This is a genomic window from Shigella sp. FJ200513 (genome assembly GCF_040495915.1).
Lineage (GTDB): Bacteria > Pseudomonadota > Gammaproteobacteria > Enterobacterales > Enterobacteriaceae > ECMA0423.
The window spans coordinates 1-15710 of sequence record NZ_JBDYCV010000050.1; the positions used below are offsets into that span (position 1 = coordinate 1).

15 protein-coding genes and 1 pseudogene are annotated in these 15710 nt (G+C 51.3%); 8 read left to right on the forward strand and 8 right to left on the reverse strand.

Going from position 1 to position 15710, the window contains the following annotated elements; all coding sequences use genetic code 11:
* The first annotated feature begins 375 nt into the window (after positions 1-375).
* The 8 genes and pseudogenes from cspH (at position 376) to etk (ending at position 8730) form a co-directional block, all read left to right on the forward strand.
* Positions 376-588: a cold shock-like protein CspH gene (gene cspH, locus ABZJ92_RS12275; RefSeq protein WP_000087763.1), complete on the forward strand. Its 213-nt coding sequence runs from the start codon at positions 376-378 to the stop codon at positions 586-588.
* Between the two features lie 441 nt (positions 589-1029).
* Complete coding sequence (locus ABZJ92_RS12280; protein ID WP_005083611.1) at positions 1030-1335, forward strand: hypothetical protein; 306 nt, start codon at positions 1030-1032, stop codon at positions 1333-1335.
* Positions 1336-1441: 106 nt separating this feature from the next.
* Positions 1442-2086: a lipoprotein GfcB gene (gfcB, locus tag ABZJ92_RS12285; RefSeq protein WP_001247604.1), complete on the forward strand. Its 645-nt coding sequence runs from the start codon at positions 1442-1444 to the stop codon at positions 2084-2086.
* The gene (locus ABZJ92_RS12290; RefSeq protein ID WP_001038092.1) at positions 2083-2829 is read left to right on the forward strand and encodes a capsule biosynthesis GfcC family protein; all 747 of its coding nucleotides are present in this window, start codon (positions 2083-2085) and stop codon (positions 2827-2829) included. The genes gfcB and ABZJ92_RS12290 overlap by 4 nt, the downstream gene beginning before the upstream one ends.
* A complete protein-coding gene (locus ABZJ92_RS12295; protein ID WP_000742319.1) occupies positions 2829-4925 on the forward strand; it encodes a YjbH domain-containing protein in 2097 nt (698 codons plus the stop codon). Before ABZJ92_RS12290 ends, ABZJ92_RS12295 begins: the two co-directional genes overlap by 1 nt.
* A 45-nt stretch (positions 4926-4970) precedes the next feature.
* The gene (locus ABZJ92_RS12300; protein ID WP_001295357.1) at positions 4971-6110 is read left to right on the forward strand and encodes a polysaccharide export protein; all 1140 of its coding nucleotides are present in this window, start codon (positions 4971-4973) and stop codon (positions 6108-6110) included.
* Positions 6098-6544 (forward strand): protein-tyrosine-phosphatase Etp, encoded by a 447-nt coding sequence (gene etp / locus ABZJ92_RS12305; protein ID WP_000057872.1) that lies wholly within the window; start codon positions 6098-6100, stop codon positions 6542-6544. The genes ABZJ92_RS12300 and etp overlap by 13 nt, the downstream gene beginning before the upstream one ends.
* 19 nt (positions 6545-6563) lie before the next feature.
* Positions 6564-8730 (forward strand): annotated as a pseudogene (etk, locus tag ABZJ92_RS12310) (tyrosine-protein kinase).
* Positions 8731-8844: 114 nt separating this feature from the next.
* Here the strand turns inward: etk and appA are convergent.
* The 8 genes from appA to hyaC form a co-directional block, all read right to left on the reverse strand.
* Positions 8845-10143 carry a bifunctional acid phosphatase/4-phytase gene (gene appA, locus ABZJ92_RS12315; RefSeq protein WP_005047441.1) on the reverse strand — a complete coding sequence of 433 codons (1299 nt, stop codon included), beginning with the start codon at positions 10141-10143 and terminating at the stop codon, positions 8845-8847.
* 79 nt (positions 10144-10222) lie between these two features.
* Complete coding sequence (cbdX, locus tag ABZJ92_RS12320) at positions 10223-10315, reverse strand: cytochrome bd-II oxidase subunit CbdX (protein ID WP_000270305.1); 93 nt, start codon at positions 10313-10315, stop codon at positions 10223-10225.
* Positions 10316-10326: 11 nt separating this feature from the next.
* Complete coding sequence (gene appB / locus ABZJ92_RS12325) at positions 10327-11463, reverse strand: cytochrome d ubiquinol oxidase subunit II (RefSeq protein WP_000460794.1); 1137 nt, start codon at positions 11461-11463, stop codon at positions 10327-10329.
* A gap of 11 nt (positions 11464-11474) precedes the next feature.
* On the reverse strand, positions 11475-13019 hold the full coding sequence (gene appC, locus ABZJ92_RS12330; protein WP_000263563.1) for a cytochrome bd-II oxidase subunit 1: 1545 nt from the start codon (positions 13017-13019) through the stop codon (positions 11475-11477).
* A gap of 133 nt (positions 13020-13152) precedes the next feature.
* Positions 13153-14010: a hydrogenase expression/formation protein gene (locus ABZJ92_RS12335; RefSeq protein WP_000004909.1), complete on the reverse strand. Its 858-nt coding sequence runs from the start codon at positions 14008-14010 to the stop codon at positions 13153-13155.
* The gene (gene hyaE / locus ABZJ92_RS12340) at positions 14007-14405 is read right to left on the reverse strand and encodes a hydrogenase-1 operon protein HyaE (protein ID WP_000063973.1); all 399 of its coding nucleotides are present in this window, start codon (positions 14403-14405) and stop codon (positions 14007-14009) included. The genes ABZJ92_RS12335 and hyaE overlap by 4 nt, the downstream gene beginning before the upstream one ends.
* On the reverse strand, positions 14402-14989 hold the full coding sequence (gene hyaD, locus ABZJ92_RS12345) for a hydrogenase 1 maturation protease (RefSeq protein WP_000003095.1): 588 nt from the start codon (positions 14987-14989) through the stop codon (positions 14402-14404). Before hyaD ends, hyaE begins: the two co-directional genes overlap by 4 nt.
* Entirely contained in the window at positions 14986-15693 is a 708-nt protein-coding gene (gene hyaC, locus ABZJ92_RS12350) for a Ni/Fe-hydrogenase b-type cytochrome subunit (protein WP_001186413.1), read from the reverse strand. The genes hyaD and hyaC overlap by 4 nt, the downstream gene beginning before the upstream one ends.
* Between the last annotated feature and the right edge of the window lie 17 nt (positions 15694-15710).

The following is a 15710-nucleotide window of genomic DNA, read 5'->3' on the forward strand; positions in this document are numbered from 1 at the left end:
TCTGATGGAAATGGAAGCCACGCAAGCACCTTAAAATCACCATCATACACTAAATCAGTAAGTTGGCAGCATTACCATTTTATTAGACATATTTTACTTCCTTCATTTTGGGCCTTTCGGCAAACAGGGCTTTAATACAGAAACCACTTAGTGTTCAGGAGAGAGACTCAAAAGAAGGGGATAATGCCTGATAATGAGAACTGCTTTAGTAAACTACTTTGTATGCTGTCTGTCTTTCAAACCGACGCAGCTATTAAGGCATGATAATTGAGATTAAGCAAATTTTATTTTAGCCGTCCGGCGGTCTTAAATATCGCTGGCTTTATTTTATTAACCCCGTATAGTGCAGCGCAGTATTTTCAGTAAGGAATTTGTTTGTCCCGTAAAATGACAGGAATTGTCAAAACCTTTGATCGCAAAAGCGGCAAAGGATTCATTATCCCCTCCGACGGTCGTAAAGAAGTCCAGGTCCATATTTCCGCATTCACTCCCCGCGACGCAGAAGTGCTTATACCAGGATTACGCGTGGAATTTTGCCGCGTAAATGGCCTGCGAGGACCAACAGCGGCAAATGTTTATCTCTCTTAATATGACGCTGCTTGTTTAAAGCTGACTGGTTTTATTGGAATAGTTCAATAGTCAACACCATACATTATAACATCAGTTACTTTTCCACTAAGAAACTAATCCATTTAAGCGAATATCTCTGCACCTAATAGTTATAAATGCCATTTAACAGCCAGTTATAGTACCACTTGAAACTATATTACCAACAATAATTAATAGCTTTCGTAACAATTTTCTTATCTTTAATTCGTATTTTTCTAAGATTTATCTTATGCTCACAAGTCGTATTTCCAGAGGGAAATCGTTAACAATCTTATATTTCCCTCTGCGCGCCTTTCCCACCCGCAGTATATAGTGCTAGCGGTATGAGGAAAGGGAGATTTCACAAGGATGTTATACTCAAAGTAGACAATCCTGATCTCAAGCGTACGTATTGTCCATGCGATGAATAAAGGAAAAGTTATGAAACACAAGCTTTCTGCAATCCTTATGGCCTTCATGTTGACGACGCCAGCTGCGTTTGCTGCCCCTGAAGCAGCAAACGGGACCGAGGCAACGACGGGTACTACTGGCACCACAACGACCACTACAGGTGCAACCACGACTGCGGCTACCACTAGTGGCGTGGCTGCTGGCGCTGTCGGCACGGCGACAGTTGTCGGTGTGGCAACGGCTGTTGGTGTGGCGACGTTGGCAGTAGTTGCAGCAAATGACAGTGGCGATGGCGGTTCTCATAACACCTCAACCACCACGTCCACTACGCGCTAATTCTGCTTAAACGCGTCGAAATTCAAGTTAAATAATACCCGGTTGCGATATTCGTACCGGGCTTTAGAGATTTGCATTTTTTTAATTAACCTTTCAAGGATTAAAGGTGCGCCCTCTTATTTTATCGATTTTCGCACTATTTCTTGCGGGATGTACGCACAGCCAGCAAAGTATGGTCGATACATTTCGCGCCAGCCTTTTCGATAATCAGGATATCACTGTAGCGGCTCAGCAGATCCAGGCGTTGCCTTATTCCACGATGTATTTACGCCTTAATGAAGGGCAACGAATCTTTGTGGTACTGGGATATATAGAACAAGAACAAAGCAAATGGTTATCCCAGGATAACGCCATGCTGGTTACCCACAATGGACGTCTTTTAAAGACCGTCAAACTTAATAATAATCTGCTGGAAGTGACAAATCCCGGGCGGGCCCCTCTGCGTAACGCGCTGGCAATAAAAGATGGCAGCCGCTGGACGCGCGATATTCTCTGGAGTGAAGACAACCATTTTCGCTCTGCGACCCTAAGTTCTACTTTTTCCTTTGCTGGATTAGAGACGCTGAATATTGCGGGTCACAATGTGCTGTGTAATGTCTGGCAGGAAGAGGTGACTTCCACGCTGCCAGAAAAACAGTGGCAAAACACATTCTGGGTCGATTCGGCTACTGGCCAGGTTCGTCAAAGTCGGCAAATGTTAGGCGCAGGGGTTATTCCCGTAGAAATGACGTTTCTTAAACCCGCACCATGAATAAATTACAGTCGTATTTCATTGCCAGCGTACTTTACGTAATGACACCCCATGCCTTTGCGCAAGGAACGGTGACTATTTATCTGCCTAGCGAACAACAGACACTTTCCGTTGGCCCCGTGGAAAATGTTGTCCAGTTGGTGACACAACCGCAACTGCGCGATCGCCTCTGGTGGCCTGGTGCCTTGCTGACCGACTCTGCGGCGAAAGCTAAAGCGCTTAAAGACTACCAACATGTCATGGCACAGCTTGCTTCCTGGGAAGCAGAAGCTGACGACGATGTGGCGGCAACGATTAAATCCGTGCGCCAGCAGTTACTCAATCTCAATATCACTGGTCGCTTACCGGTCAAACTGGACCCTGATTTTGTACGAGTGGATGAGAACAGCAATCCCCCGTTGGTCGGGGACTATACGCTCTATACCGTACAGCGTCCGGTGACTATTACTCTGCTGGGTGCGGTTTCTGGGGCTGGGCAATTGCCCTGGCAGGCAGGCCGTAGCGTTACCGATTATCTGCAAGATCACCCCCGCCTTGCAGGCGCAGACAAGAATAACGTTATGGTGATTACGCCTGAGGGTGAGACTGTCGTCGCCCCTGTTGCCCTGTGGAATAAAAGACATGTGGAACCACCGCCTGGCAGCCAGCTTTGGTTGGGCTTTTCTGCGCATGTACTGCCCGAAAAATATGCTGATTTAAATGACCAGATTGTGTCTGTTTTAACGCAACGTGTTCCTGACTGATGAAGAAGAATTCTTATCTTTTAAGCTGCCTGGCCATTGCCGTCTCCAGTGCCTGTCATGCTGAAGTATTAACCTACCCGGATCCGCTGGGTTCGTCGCAATCAGACTTTGGCGGCACAGGATTGTTGCAGATGCCAAATGCGCGCATCGCACCGGAAGGTGAATTCAGCGTCAACTACCGGGATAACGATCAATACCGGTTCTACTCCACCTCCGTGGCGCTGTTCCCATGGCTGGAAGGCACCATTCGTTATACGGATGTGCGCACACGCAAATATAGCCAGTGGGAAGATTTCAGCGGCGATCAGTCATACAAAGACAAATCATTCGATTTTAAACTTCGCCTGTGGGAAGAAGGTTACTGGCTACCGCAAGTGGCGTTTGGTAAACGTGATATTGCTGGTACGGGTTTGTTTGACGGTGAATATCTGGTGGCCAGCAAGCAAGCGGGGCCATTTGATTTCACCCTCGGGATGGCATGGGGCTACGCCGGTAATGCGGGCAATATTACCAACCCGTTTTGCCGGGTGAGCGATAAATATTGTCATCGCGCAGAGTCTCACGATGCGGGCGATATCAGCTTTAGCGATATCTTTCGTGGCCCGGCTTCCATCTTTGGCGGCATTGAGTATCAAACGCCGTGGAATCCCCTGCGTCTGAAACTCGAATACGACGGCAACAATTACCAGAATGATTTCGCTGGCAAACTGCCTCAGGCAAGCCATTTCAACGTCGGTGCAGTTTATCGCGCTGCCAGCTGGGCAGACCTCAACCTCAGTTATGAACGCGGAAACACGTTGATGTTTGGTTTCACTTTACGGACCAATTTCAACGATCTGCGCCCTGCCCTACGCGATACGCCAAAACCGGCCTGGCAGCCTGCGCCAGAGTCTGAAGGTTTGCAGTACACCACGGTAGCAAACCAACTTACCGCCCTGAAGTATAACGCGGGCTTTGACGCGCCAGAAATTCAGCTACGCGATAAGACGCTGTATATGTCTGGTCAGCAATACAAATACCGTGACTCTCGCGAAGCGGTCGATCGTGCCAACCGGATTCTGGTGAATAACCTGCCGCAAGGCGTTGAGAAGATTAGCGTGACGCAAAAGCGCGAGCATATGGCGATGGTGACTACCGAAACCGACGTAGCCAGCCTGCGCAAACAGCTGGCCGGCACAGCGCCTGGTAAATCAGAGCAACTGCAACAACAACGTGTTGAAGCAGAAGATCTTTCTGCCTTTGGTCGGTGCTACCGTATTCGTGAAGATCGCTTTAGCTACTCTTTCAACCCAACACTTTCACAGTCGCTGGGCGGCCCGGAAGATTTCTATATGTTCCAGCTGGGGCTGATGTCCAGCGCCCGCTACTGGTTTACCGACCACCTGCTGCTTGATGACGGTATTTTCACCAATATTTACAACAACTACGACAAGTTTAAGTCTTCACTGTTACCCGCGGACTCTACCCTGCCCCGCGTGCGCACGCATATCCGTGATTACGTTCGCAATGACGTTTATCTCAACAACTTGCAAGCGAATTACTTTGCCGACTTAGGCAATGGTTTCTATGGCCAGGTGTATGGCGGTTATCTGGAAACGATGTATGCCGGTGTCGGTTCCGAGCTTCTTTATCGCCCGCTAGATGCCAGCTGGGCGCTGGGTGTGGACGTTAACTACGTGAAGCAGCGTGACTGGGACAACATGATGCGCTTCACCGATTATTCCACGCCCACAGGTTTCGTGACGGCTTACTGGAACCCGCCGACGCTCAATGGCGTACTGATGAAACTTAGCGTTGGGCAATATCTGGCAAAAGATAAAGGCGCAACGATCGACGTCGCCAAACTCTTTGACAGCGGCGTGGCGGTAGGGGTATGGGCGGCAATCAGTAACGTATCTAAAGATGACTACGGCGAAGGCGGCTTTAGTAAAGGTTTTTATATCTCGATTCCGTTCGACTTGATGACCATTGGACCTAACCGCAACCGCGCGGTGGTTTCGTGGACACCATTGACGCGTGATGGTGGACAAATGCTGTCACGCAAATACCAGCTCGATCCAATGACGGCAGAGCGAGAAGTACCGGTTGGACAATAACCTGACGTAATTCATAACATTACATTGACTGATAAATATAAACCAATGAAAAAGAACATTTTTAAGTTTTCGGTACTGACATTGGCTGTTCTGTCTTTGACAGCATGTACCCTTGTTCCTGGTCAGAATTTATCGACCAGTAACAAGGATGTCATTGAACTACCTGACAATCAGTATGACCTGGACAAAATGGTCAATATCTATCCCGTCACGCCAGGATTGATTGATCAGCTGCGCGCCAAACCGATTATGTCGCAGGCTAACCCGGAGCTGGAGCAGCAAATCGCAAACTATGAATATCGTATCGGGATTGGTGATGTGTTGATGGTTACGGTCTGGGATCACCCGGAACTAACCACCCCCGCAGGGCAATACCGTAGCGCCAGTGATACCGGCAACTGGGTTAACGCCGATGGTGCGATTTTCTACCCCTATATTGGTCGCCTGAAAGTGGCCGGGAAAACACTTACCCAGGTACGCAACGAGATTACAGCGCGTCTCGATTCAGTCATTGAAAGCCCGCAAGTCGATGTCAGCGTCGCGGCGTTCCGATCGCAAAAAGCGTACGTCACCGGCGAAGTCAGCAAATCGGGTCAGCAGCCGATTACCAATATTCCTCTGACCATCATGGATGCGATTAACGCCGCGGGCGGTCTGACCGCAGATGCAGACTGGCGCAACGTGGTGCTCACCCAGAATGGCGTAAAGACCAAAGTGAACCTCTATGCGCTGATGCAGCGTGGCGACTTGCGCCAGAACAAACTGCTGCACCCGGGCGATATTTTATTTATTCCGCGCAACGATGATCTGAAAGTCTTCGTGATGGGTGAAGTGGGTAAACAGAGCACGCTGAAAATGGACCGCAGCGGTATGACCCTGGCAGAAGCGCTGGGTAACGCTGAGGGTATGAATCAGGATGTCGCTGATGCGACGGGGATTTTTGTTATTCGTGCAACGCAAAACAAGCAGAATGGCAAAATCGCCAATATTTATCAGCTGAATGCGAAGGACGCATCGGCAATGATACTCGGAACGGAATTCCAGCTTGAACCTTACGACATTGTTTATGTCACTACCGCGCCGCTGGCTCGTTGGAACCGTGTGATTTCTCTGCTGGTACCGACGATTTCCGGGGTGCATGACCTGACAGAGACTTCACGGTGGATTCAAACATGGCCCAACTAAAATTTAACTCAATCCTAGTGGTTTGTACCGGCAACATTTGCCGTTCGCCCATTGGCGAGCGCTTGCTGCGTAAACGTCTGCCGGGCGTAAAAGTCAAATCGGCAGGTGTTCATGGTCTGGTAAAACACCCTGCAGATGCGACAGCGGCAGATGTTGCCGCTAATCATGGCGTATCTCTTGAAGGACATGCCGGACGTAAGCTCACTGCTGAGATGGCACGAAATTACGATCTGATTCTGGCAATGGAGTCGGAACATATTGCTCAGGTTACCGCAATTGCTCCCGAGGTCCGCGGGAAGACAATGCTGTTTGGGCAATGGCTGGAACAGAAAGAGATCCCGGATCCCTATCGTAAAAGTCAGGACGCATTTGAACATGTCTACAGTATGTTGGAGCGCGCCAGTCAGGAATGGGCGAAGCGCCTCAGCCGGTAATTTGAGTTTATAAAATACGATGACAACTAAAAATATGAATACGCCACCAGGCAGCACTCAGGAAAATGAGATCGATCTGCTTCGTCTGGTCGGCGAGTTATGGGATCACCGTAAGTTTATTATCAGCGTGACCGCGTTATTCACGCTGATCGCTGTTAAGCACACCAATTTATCAGGCAGATACTCTGGTCCAGGTTGAGCAAAAACAGGGCAACGCCATTCTCAGCGGCCTGAGCGATATGATCCCTAACTCATCGCCCGAGTCTGCACCGGAGATCCAACTGCTGCAATCGCGCATGATTCTCGGTAAAACCATTGCTGAACTGAATCTGCGCGACATAGTTGAGCAGAAGTATTTTCCGATTGTGGGTCGCGGCTGGGCGAGATTAACCAAAGAAAAACTAGGTGAGCTGGCGATCAGCTGGATGCATATTCCACAACTGAATGGTCAGGATCAGCAACTGACACTCACGGTTGGGGAAAACGGCCACTATACACTGGAAGGTGAAGAGTTCACCGTCAATGGTATGGTCGGCCAGCGTCTGGAAAAAGATGGCGTTGCGCTGACTATCGCGGACATTAAGGCCAAACCAGGAACACAGTTTGTCCTGAGCCAGCGTACCGAACTGGAAGCGATTAACGCATTGCAGGAAACCTTTACCGTTAGCGAACGCAGTAAAGAAAGCGGGATGCTGGAACTTACCATGACTGGTGATGATCCCCAGTTGATTACTCGTATTCTGAACAGCATCGCTAACAACTATTTGCAACAGAATATCGCTCGCCAGGCGGCGCAGGATTCACAAAGCCTTGAATTCTTACAGCGCCAGTTACCTGAAGTGCGCAGCGAGCTGGACCAGGCGGAAGAAAAACTCAACGTTTATCGCCAGCAGCGCGATTCGGTTGACCTTAACCTGGAAGCCAAAGCCGTTCTTGAGCAGATTGTGAACGTTGATAATCAACTCAATGAGCTGACCTTCCGCGAGGCAGAGATCTCCCAGCTGTATAAGAAAGATCACCCAACTTATCGTGCGCTGCTGGAAAAACGCCAGACGCTGGAGCAAGAACGCAAACGCCTGAATAAGCGGGTATCGGCAATGCCTTCCACCCAACAGGAAGTGTTGCGTTTAAGTCGTGACGTAGAAGCGGGCCGTGCGGTATATCTGCAATTACTTAACCGCCAGCAGGAGTTGAGTATTTCGAAATCCAGTGCCATTGGTAACGTGCGGATTATCGACCCGGCAGTCACTCAGCCGCAGCCAGTGAAACCGAAAAAAGCGTTGAATGTGGTGCTTGGTTTTATTCTTGGCCTGTTTATTTCGGTGAGTGCCGTGCTGGCGCGTGCGATGTTGCGTCGTGGTGTAGAAGCCCCGGAACAACTGGAAGAGCACGGCATCAGCGTTTATTCCACTATCCCAATGTCCGAGTGGCTGGATAAACGCACCCGTCTGCGTAAGAAAAATTTATTTTCTAATCAGCAGCGCCATCGTACTAAAAATATCCCCTTCCTGGCGGTGGATAACCCGGCGGATTCTGCTGTGGAAGCCGTACGTGCGCTACGAACCAGTCTGCATTTCGCTATGATGGAGACTGAGAATAACATTCTGATGATCACCGGTGCGACGCCAGACAGTGGTAAAACGTTTGTCAGTTCAACTCTGGCAGCGGTGATCGCCCAGTCCGATCAAAAAGTGTTATTTATTGATGCCGACTTACGCCGTGGTTATTCGCATAACCTGTTTACCGTGAGTAATGAACATGGCTTGTCGGAATATCTGGCAGGTAAAGATGAGCTCAACAAAGTGATCCAGCATTTTGGCAAAGGAGACTTTGATGTGATTACTCGCGGTCAGGTGCCACCTAACCCGTCTGAACTGCTGATGCGCGATCGGATGCGTCAATTACTGGAATGGGCGAACGACCATTACGATCTGGTGATTGTCGATACGCCGCCGATGCTGGCGGTGAGCAATGCTGCGGTCGTGGGACGCTCTGTCGGCACCAGCCTGCTGGTTGCGCGTTTTGGCTTGAACACCGCCAAAGAGGTGAGCTTGTCAATGCAGCGTCTGGAACAGGCTGGCGTTAATATTAAAGGCGCAATCCTCAATGGTGTGATTAAACGCGCCAGCACCGCTTACAGTTACGGCTATAACTATTACGGTTATAGTTACTCCGAGAAAGAGTAAAACTGAAAGTGACCGGATGCGGCGTGAACGCCTTTTCCGGTCTACGCATTAGACAGTTCTTCGTTTGTCATCAGCCTCAGAGCATTCAGGTAACTGAATGCTCTTTTTTATGCATTACAAACTGCACGCCGGTATGCGTGCTTCATTCACGATTTGCGTAAAACCTGCCAACGAACACATGCCCTGCGCATTTCGCTCTTCACATCCTGCCAGGGTCAGTTTCACCTCTCCGGGCGGCGTATTTAATGACAGCGGCGTTTTATCACGCATCTGCTGTAAAGTCTGGAAGACCAGCGAAACCTGAATCCACTGGCTGTTATCGCTTAGCCGACGCCAGCGTTCAAACACCAGTTCACCACCTGGCGGCGTGTTATCCGGCTGACCTGGAAGCGTCCAGTTGAGCTCCAGTGCGCCGCCGAGATTTGCCAGATTAGTATCGTGTCCGGCAATAAACAGCACTGAAGTGGGTAATGTCACACCATACGCCTGTTTTTGCGGTGGATGGGGCGTCAACGCTGCCATGATCAAATCCAATAACGGGGTGGCGCGACTGCGGGCAACCTCCGGCGTGCGTTGTAGTAAATAAAATTGCGCGTTATGCAAACTTAGCAAGGTGTTCCACTGGTGTGAATCGGTGATCCTTCCCCACCCCGGCTCCGGCATTCCTTGTGCCTGTTGCAGGAGAAATATCTCCGTCAGCATTGATGCGAGGCTTACCGCACCGGTTAATGAGACATTGTCGGCGCTCACCTTGAGTTCCGATGGTAATGCCTGCGTTAATGAACAGCTTTCGTCCTGTTTCTCACGGTTAAGGCACAAGTTTGATTGCGGGAAATTAAGCACCCGTTCCAGTTCGCGAAACACCGTTTGCCGATGCCCGGTAAAGTCAGCAATTGACCCTCCTGCCCTGCAGAGGATCGCGTCAGTCACGTTCGCGTTATCCAGTTGGCAAACACCAGTTTTTAGAGGATTAAATAACGGATCGGGACTGGACGTATCTGCCTGGGTATGTACGGTTATTGCACAGTCAGGTGCCAGCCCGGCGGCGAAGGCTTCGCCTGTTTTACGGGTACGCTCGTCGACATCAGCAATAATCGCGACCTGAGCAGACTGCGGGCAGCCCTTTTTCGCCAGCAATCCGTCGGCTACCAGACGCTGGCGTTGGTAATGTCCGAGATAGGCGATTAGCTCACCACCGCGCGGTGTCAGCCAACCCAGTTTTACCGGCCAGGTTGGCCATGCGTCTGGGGTGACATCCTGCATCAGTTGCGTGGCCTTGGTTGGAGCACGCACACCATGACGACTGACAATCACCATACTTTCCAGCTTCAGCTCCGGCTCACTCTGAGCGAATGCAGATTGCGGGGTTAACGGAATCAGAAGAGATAAAAATGGGATTAAGATCGCTTTCATCGATATGTTTCCGCTTTTCATATCTAACATTATTGATTGCCTGATGCGATGCTAATGCGCCGCATCAGGCCTACGTTCGTTAACTTTTCAGACGCGGGTCCAGCCATACCAACACAAGGGTGGAGAGCGAACACATCAACAAAATGCCGACGAACCAAAGTAAATACCACATGTTCCTGCTCCTTAGTACAACTCGTTTTTGTTACGGCGGAGAGTTTCTGTTGTCATGCGTCCCCACATTTTGTAGTAGCTCCAGAGAGTGTAGAGCAACACAATGGGCAAAAATATCAGCACGATTACCAACATAATGCTCAGCGTCAGCTGACTGGAAGTGCTGTCCCACAACGTCAGGCTGGAGATTGGACTCACACTTGACGGCATGACAAAGGGGAACAGCGTGATGCCTGCCGTGAAAATCACGCCAAATTGCATCAATGATGCCATCAAAAATCCCCAACCCGGGCGACCACGATAAATCGCCATCACCGTCAGCAATGGGCAGAAGAACCCCAGCAGCGGGAAGATCCACAAAACGGGCGATTCGACGAAATTATTCATCCAGGCACCAGGTAGCACTGCCACCAGTTTCATTAACGGATGGGAAGGACCGTTAGCATCCTGGGCGAGCAGTACAAAGCCATCAATACCGACCCACAGCCAGTAACCTGCCAGCAAAAAGCACAGCATCACCAACAGTGCAGCGCGTTTAGTCGCCAGCTGTGAACGCAGATGAATCACACCAACAGTTTTCAGTTGTAACCAGACGCCACCTTGCAAAATCACCATCCCAAGGCTGAGCAAACCACACAATAAAGGGAATGGCGTCAGCAGTTGCCAGAAGCTGCCGAGATACTCCACGCGTAATTGCGGTGTGAAGGCAAACGGCACGCCGAGCAACAAGTTGCCGAAGGCGATACCGAAGACTACCGGCGGCACCAGACTGCCGATGACCAGACCGGCATCCCACATTTTACGCCAGCGTGCATCGGCAATTTTTCCGCGATAATCAAAGGCCAGCGGACGGAAGAACAGCGAGCACAGCACCAGGATCATCGCCACATAAAAGCCGGAAAACGCCGCTGCATACACTCTGGGCCAGGCTGCAAATAATGCCCCACCTGCGAGGATCAACCAGACCTGATTGCCTTCCCAGTGCGCACCAACGCTATTAATCACTATCCGGCGTTCATCATCATTACGCGCCACCAGCGGCAGCAAACAGCCGATCCCCATGTCAAATCCGTCGGAGATCATAAAGACCACCAGGATCACGCCAATCAGCAGCCACCAGATGAAGCGCAATGTTTCATAATCAAACATGATTTTCTCCTTTACCCCTGTTGCTGCGTCGGTTGTTCACTCTGCATCGCGCTCGGCCCCAGACGGGCATATTTCTGCATCAGGTAGACTTCGGCGATTAAGAACAGGGTGTAAAGCCCTACGATCATGATCAGTGAGAAAGCCAGTTGTCCTGTGGTTAAAGCGGAGTGCGCGGAGTATGTCGGTAAGATGTCCTGTATCGCCCACGGCTGACGACCAAACTCGGTCATAAACCACCCGGCTTCAATCGCAATCCACGGCAACGGCAAACTCCAGAGCGCCATTTTCAGCACCCAGCGATGCTGGTCGATTTTGCCACGCAGCGTCTGGACAAGCGCAATCAGCATCACCAGTAGCAGCAGGGAACCACAGCCCACCATGATGCGGAAACTCCAGAATACCGGCGCAACCTGAGGTATCGCGCCACGCATCGCCGCCTGGTACTGTGCGGCTGTGACATGATTCATATCCGGCGCATAGCGGGAGAGCAACATGCCGTAACCAAGGTCGCCTTCCAGCTCCCGGAATGCCTGCAACACATGCGGCTCACGATTGCCTTGAGATATTTCCTGCATTAACAGCCAGGCCATACGTCCGCGTTGCAAGCGTGGGTAGGTTTCAGCCATCAAATTCTTCAGACCCGGCACGGGTTTATCTAATGAGTGAGTGGCGAGGATCCCTAGCAGCGCGGGAATTTTGATGGCAAAGGCGTTACGCTCTTGATCCTGTTCCGGCCAGGCAACCACATGGAACGGTGCAGGAGCAGGTTCCGTTTGCCACTCCCCTTCCATCGCCGCCAGTTTTACCGGTTGTACTTGCGCGACTTCATACGCAGAACTGTCTCCGAGTTGCAGGGTACCGATAATCGCCAGAGTACCGAAGACGGAACCGATGGCAAACGAGCGTAATGCGACATCGCGCTCCCGTCCGCGCAGTAAATACCAGGCGCTGATCGCCATAATAAACATGGCCCCGGTCACGTAGCCCGCCATGACGGTGTGCACAAATTTCACCTGGCTGACCGGGTTAAAGACCAGCTCGCTGAAGCTGGTCATCTCCATACGCAGGGTGTCGATATCAAAATGCGCACCGGTCGGGTATTGCATCCAACCGTTGGCATTCAATATCCACAATGCAGAGAGATTTGAACCGAACGCCACCAGCCACGTCACCAGCAGGTGCTGGTATTTATTCAGCCGTTGCCAGCCGAAGAAGAACAGCCCGACAAAGGTGGATTCGAGGAAGAAGGCCATTAATGCTTCCATCGCCAGTGGTGCGCCAAAAATATCGCCCACATAGTTGGAATAGAATGACCAGTTAGTACCAAACTGAAACTCCATGGTCAGGCCGGTAGCCACGCCAAGAGCAAAATTGATACCGAAGAGCTTACCCCAGAAGCGCGTCATATCGCGGTAGATTGTTTTGCCGGTAACCACGTAAATGGTTTCCATGATAGCCAGCAAAAAAATCAGCCCCAGGGTAAGGGGTACAAATAAAAAGTGATACAGCGCGGTCAGAGCAAACTGCCAGCGCGATAAATCAATGACATCCCACATGCGCACTCCTGTAGGCGAAGAGAGAAAAATAACCCGATAATGTTAGATCTCCCTCTTTATCCTGAAACTCTACGACCAGAGGTATTCGCCGATTGCGATATTCATAAGACTGAAAGCGATACTTACCGTCTTTTTACGTCGGTGCAGCTTCCGCCAGCCACTGACATACCTCGCTAAGCCGCTGCGCAGAGTCGACCAAATCTTCTGGCGCTGCCAGCACCACTTCCGGTATTGGGCAGATTTCATAACTTTCCAGTAACGGGCCTTTTAAGGTGTCCGTACAGCGTAAATGCCAGACATGGCGTAACCCCGTGGCGTTGATATAGCTCTCGCCATAGCCAATGGTACGAATCTGAATATTTCCCGGCCCACAGAGACGCGAGAGAAAAAGCCGATCAGCCTCGCTGATGGGTAATTGCGTCAGATTAATGCTGTGCGGCTGCGCGTCGGGGTTACGTACATGTGCCAGTAACTCATGCGCCAACGGTAGGCCATTCATCAGGCCATCAATGGGCGGCGGTAACAGCGAATCTGTCGGCAAGAGATTTTGCGTTGCCGCCTGCCACAACGCCAGCGGCGCGCAGCCAGCCTCCAGTTTGTCCTCCAGCAACTTTTCGCCGCGACGTCTGCGCACCCGCCATAATCCGCAGAAGATCGCCTCCTGTATTTCACTTTTACTGTCGTCAGCCTGCTGAATGCGCACTGACACTTCCCCTTCCCCGAGAAGCGTATTGATAAAGTGACGATCGTCGGCGTTGAGATTTAACAGATCGACTGCCAGCACCTCGCCCAACGGCGGCTGGCGTTCGCTTAGTTGATGTTGTAACTCGTTTAACAGCGCAATCACCTGCGGGCTGTGAGCACATTGCTCCAAGGCCGCCATACTCGGTTCATCATTCACCTGACAGGTGATCGGCAGTGGATTCATGCTGAAACTGTCATCGTTCGGTTGCGTTCCTGGCCCCAGCAGATGGAAAAAAGTTTCGCTCATGAGGCACGCTCCTGCTGCGGTTCGACAAGCCCGCGCATCAGGTTTATCAGTTCCGCCCACGGGTGAATACCATTCAGCACGCCGCGATAGTTTCCGCCGGTAAACACTAAAGTGGCAGGAAAGCGAAAGGCGCCAAAGCGATCGCCGATGGCTTCGCTCTGCTCAAGGTCAGCAATCGCCACCTGCCATGTATAGTCGGGAAACTCGTGCAGTAATTCGCCAATCATTACCGGATTATCGCTGACCTCTGGCGTGCGTTTCGGGTCACTGCTTAATAACACCACGCCGTCTGGCGCTTGCGTAAGCCAGTCGTCAAGACGGGATTCACTGACCGGCGTCCAGCCGCGCGCCAGCATTCGTTGCCACAACGCATCAAATGGCGTGTCGTTGCTCATCCCTGCTCCTCCTGTGTCATCCGGTACTGGCGCAAGCGAACGCCTTCGTAATTTTCCATCGACAGACAGTCATAATTGAGACAACGCGATTCATTAGCCGGTTGCGGCACACTTCCCCACGCAGCCAACTGCGCCAGCGCCGATTGTTCCGCAGCGGGCAGTTGCTCCCGTGCCAGTTCGCTCAGGCTGCCGCCGTAGTCGTCGAGCATCGCGGGTTGCAGCCCGACGAGGGCAATATGTGCTGGCAGATGTCCGCGGATATCTGCCAGCGCCAGCACTTCGGAGAAACTGTTCTGATGCAGGCTCATTTTCTTCGCGCTGAGATAGGCCGGAATGCGTTCTCCGGCATAGGTTCGCAGCGTTCCAGGTTCCAGCCCGTAGTCAATGGCATCGAGAATCAACAGATGGCTGGCGCTTTCGACATACCCCAGCAAGTTCAGTCCCTGAGTACCGCCATCGACAATCTCCACATACTCGGGCCAGTGGTAATGGGCATACAGCCGTTCCGCCACCCGCACGCCGAAGCCTTCATCGGCCCACAGCAGGTTGCCCAGCCCCATGACCACCACGTGTTGCTCGCTCATGAACGCTCCTTGTTACTTATTTTGCCAAATTTGTGGCTACGGTAGCCGTTGACCATGGTGGAGATCACCGTGTCGTCGGACATGATGTCTTCACGCAGCGCCATGTAGACATGACCGATCACAAACGCCCCAATCAGCCACATCCCCAGCCGATGCCAGCTGTGAATGTCCATTGAGTTGCCACCCGTCCAGTAGAAAAATTCCACCACATAACGGAACGGCGCAAAAATAGCGTACTGGCTGTGTTCGCTGTACAGCGCAAAACCGGTGATGATCATAAAGACCGACATCAGGAAATAGCCGAACATCGCCGCCTGGGCGATGGGGTTATGGCCTATATCGGCACTCGGACGTTTTGCCAGAAACAGATACCAGCGGATTTCATACCACACGCCCTGCCACCAGCTTTTACGCCATACCGGCACGATAAACAGCTCGCGGGAGTAACGATTGCCAACAAAAGCCCAGTAGATCCGCATCAGCAAGACCACGGTAAAAATCATCCCGGCGCTGAAGTGAATTAACCTGATGTAACCCATATAGAACAGATACGTCGCCTCGCCACTGACGGAAGGTAGCGGCTTGCCGATAAAGTAACCGGTGACCATCAACACCGCCATGCATAACACCGTCAGCCAGTGCCAGATACGAACTGGTGCTTCAAAGACATAGTGGCTGACAACGTTGTCGCTTTTCTGTTGCATGATGATTCTCCTTCGCT

Coding starts and splice junctions, on each gene's coding strand:
- hyaE (WP_000063973.1), bottom strand. CDS start 14,405: ATGAGCAACGACACGCCATTTGATGCGTTGTGGCAACGAATGCTGGCG.
- appA (WP_005047441.1), bottom strand. CDS start 10,143: ATGAAAGCGATCTTAATCCCATTTTTATCTCTTCTGATTCCGTTAACC.
- ABZJ92_RS12280 (WP_005083611.1), top strand. CDS start 1,030: ATGAAACACAAGCTTTCTGCAATCCTTATGGCCTTCATGTTGACGACG.
- hyaC (WP_001186413.1), bottom strand. CDS start 15,693: ATGCAACAGAAAAGCGACAACGTTGTCAGCCACTATGTCTTTGAAGCA.
- ABZJ92_RS12335 (WP_000004909.1), bottom strand. CDS start 14,010: ATGAGCGAAACTTTTTTCCATCTGCTGGGGCCAGGAACGCAACCGAAC.
- ABZJ92_RS12300 (WP_001295357.1), top strand. CDS start 4,971: ATGAAAAAGAACATTTTTAAGTTTTCGGTACTGACATTGGCTGTTCTG.
- appB (WP_000460794.1), bottom strand. CDS start 11,463: ATGTTTGATTATGAAACATTGCGCTTCATCTGGTGGCTGCTGATTGGC.
- ABZJ92_RS12295 (WP_000742319.1), top strand. CDS start 2,829: ATGAAGAAGAATTCTTATCTTTTAAGCTGCCTGGCCATTGCCGTCTCC.
- cbdX (WP_000270305.1), bottom strand. CDS start 10,315: ATGTGGTATTTACTTTGGTTCGTCGGCATTTTGTTGATGTGTTCGCTC.
- ABZJ92_RS12290 (WP_001038092.1), top strand. CDS start 2,083: ATGAATAAATTACAGTCGTATTTCATTGCCAGCGTACTTTACGTAATG.
- hyaD (WP_000003095.1), bottom strand. CDS start 14,989: ATGAGCGAGCAACACGTGGTGGTCATGGGGCTGGGCAACCTGCTGTGG.
- appC (WP_000263563.1), bottom strand. CDS start 13,019: ATGTGGGATGTCATTGATTTATCGCGCTGGCAGTTTGCTCTGACCGCG.
- etp (WP_000057872.1), top strand. CDS start 6,098: ATGGCCCAACTAAAATTTAACTCAATCCTAGTGGTTTGTACCGGCAAC.